The 1,802-nt window shown below is 52.8% G+C and carries 3 protein-coding genes; all 3 read left to right on the top strand.

Annotated elements, in window-relative coordinates:
• The first annotated feature begins 108 nt into the window (after nucleotides 1–108).
• Nucleotides 109–642: an aminoglycoside nucleotidyltransferase ANT(2'')-Ia gene (aadB, locus tag V6E55_RS25350; RefSeq protein WP_000381802.1), complete on the top strand. Its 534-nt coding sequence runs from the start codon at nucleotides 109–111 to the stop codon at nucleotides 640–642.
• Between the two features lie 57 nt (nucleotides 643–699).
• Complete coding sequence (locus V6E55_RS25345; RefSeq protein WP_001261740.1) at nucleotides 700–1,491, top strand: ANT(3'')-Ia family aminoglycoside nucleotidyltransferase AadA2; 792 nt, start codon at nucleotides 700–702, stop codon at nucleotides 1,489–1,491.
• 163 nt (nucleotides 1,492–1,654) lie between these two features.
• The coding region (locus V6E55_RS25340; protein ID WP_072203024.1) for a DMT family transporter at nucleotides 1,655–1,802 on the top strand (148 nt) is incomplete at its 3' end.

The following is a 1,802-nucleotide window of genomic DNA, read 5'->3' as shown; positions in this document are numbered from 1 at the left end:
CGGGCATCCAAGCAGCAAGCGCGTTACGCCGTGGGTCGATGTTTGATGTTATGGAGCAGCAACGATGTTACGCAGCAGGGCAGTCGCCCTAAAACAAAGTTAGGCCGCATGGACACAACGCAGGTCACATTGATACACAAAATTCTAGCTGCGGCAGATGAGCGAAATCTGCCGCTCTGGATCGGTGGGGGCTGGGCGATCGATGCACGGCTAGGGCGTGTAACACGCAAGCACGATGATATTGATCTGACGTTTCCCGGCGAGAGGCGCGGCGAGCTCGAGGCAATAGTTGAAATGCTCGGCGGGCGCGTCATGGAGGAGTTGGACTATGGATTCTTAGCGGAGATCGGGGATGAGTTACTTGACTGCGAACCTGCTTGGTGGGCAGACGAAGCGTATGAAATCGCGGAGGCTCCGCAGGGCTCGTGCCCAGAGGCGGCTGAGGGCGTCATCGCCGGGCGGCCAGTCCGTTGTAACAGCTGGGAGGCGATCATCTGGGATTACTTTTACTATGCCGATGAAGTACCACCAGTGGACTGGCCTACAAAGCACATAGAGTCCTACAGGCTCGCATGCACCTCACTCGGGGCGGAAAAGGTTGAGGTCTTGCGTGCCGCTTTCAGGTCGCGATATGCGGCCTAACAATTCGTCCAAGCCGACGCCGCTTCGCGGCGCGGCTTAACTCAGGTGTTAGACATCATGAGGGTAGCGGTGACCATCGAAATTTCGAACCAACTATCAGAGGTGCTAAGCGTCATTGAGCGCCATCTGGAATCAACGTTGCTGGCCGTGCATTTGTACGGCTCCGCAGTGGATGGCGGCCTGAAGCCATACAGCGATATTGATTTGTTGGTTACTGTGGCCGTAAAGCTTGATGAAACGACGCGGCGAGCATTGCTCAATGACCTTATGGAGGCTTCGGCTTTCCCTGGCGAGAGCGAGACGCTCCGCGCTATAGAAGTCACCCTTGTCGTGCATGACGACATCATCCCGTGGCGTTATCCGGCTAAGCGCGAGCTGCAATTTGGAGAATGGCAGCGCAATGACATTCTTGCGGGTATCTTCGAGCCAGCCATGATCGACATTGATCTAGCTATCCTGCTTACAAAAGCAAGAGAACATAGCGTTGCCTTGGTAGGTCCGGCAGCGGAGGAATTCTTTGACCCGGTTCCTGAACAGGATCTATTCGAGGCGCTGAGGGAAACCTTGAAGCTATGGAACTCGCAGCCCGACTGGGCCGGCGATGAGCGAAATGTAGTGCTTACGTTGTCCCGCATTTGGTACAGCGCAATAACCGGCAAAATCGCGCCGAAGGATGTCGCTGCCGACTGGGCAATAAAACGCCTACCTGCCCAGTATCAGCCCGTCTTACTTGAAGCTAAGCAAGCTTATCTGGGACAAAAAGAAGATCACTTGGCCTCACGCGCAGATCACTTGGAAGAATTTATTCGCTTTGTGAAAGGCGAGATCATCAAGTCAGTTGGTAAATGATGTCTAACAATTCGTTCAAGCCGACCGCGCTACGCGCGGCGGCTTAACTCCGGCGTTAGATGCACTAAGCACATAATTGCTCACAGCCAAACTATCAGGTCAAGTCTGCTTTTATTATTTTTAAGCGTGCATAATAAGCCCTACACAAATTGGGAGATATATCATGAAAGGCTGGCTTTTTCTTGTTATCGCAATAGTTGGCGAAGTAATCGCAACATCCGCATTAAAATCTAGCGAGGGCTTTACTAAGCTTGCCCCTTCCGCCGTTGTCATAATCGGTTATGGCATCGCATTTTATTTTCTTTCTCTGG

The organism is Enterobacter sp. 342 (assembly GCF_036663495.1).
Classification (GTDB): domain Bacteria; phylum Pseudomonadota; class Gammaproteobacteria; order Enterobacterales; family Enterobacteriaceae; genus Enterobacter.
The sequence above is the reverse complement of the archived record's forward strand: the minus strand, read 5'-3'. Positions and strand labels throughout refer to the sequence as shown.

Bases quoted from the DNA above. Each gene is read 5' to 3' on its own strand.
- aadB (WP_000381802.1), top strand. From the start codon at position 109: ATGGACACAACGCAGGTCACATTGATACACAAAATTCTAGCTGCGGCA.
- V6E55_RS25345 (WP_001261740.1), top strand. From the start codon at position 700: ATGAGGGTAGCGGTGACCATCGAAATTTCGAACCAACTATCAGAGGTG.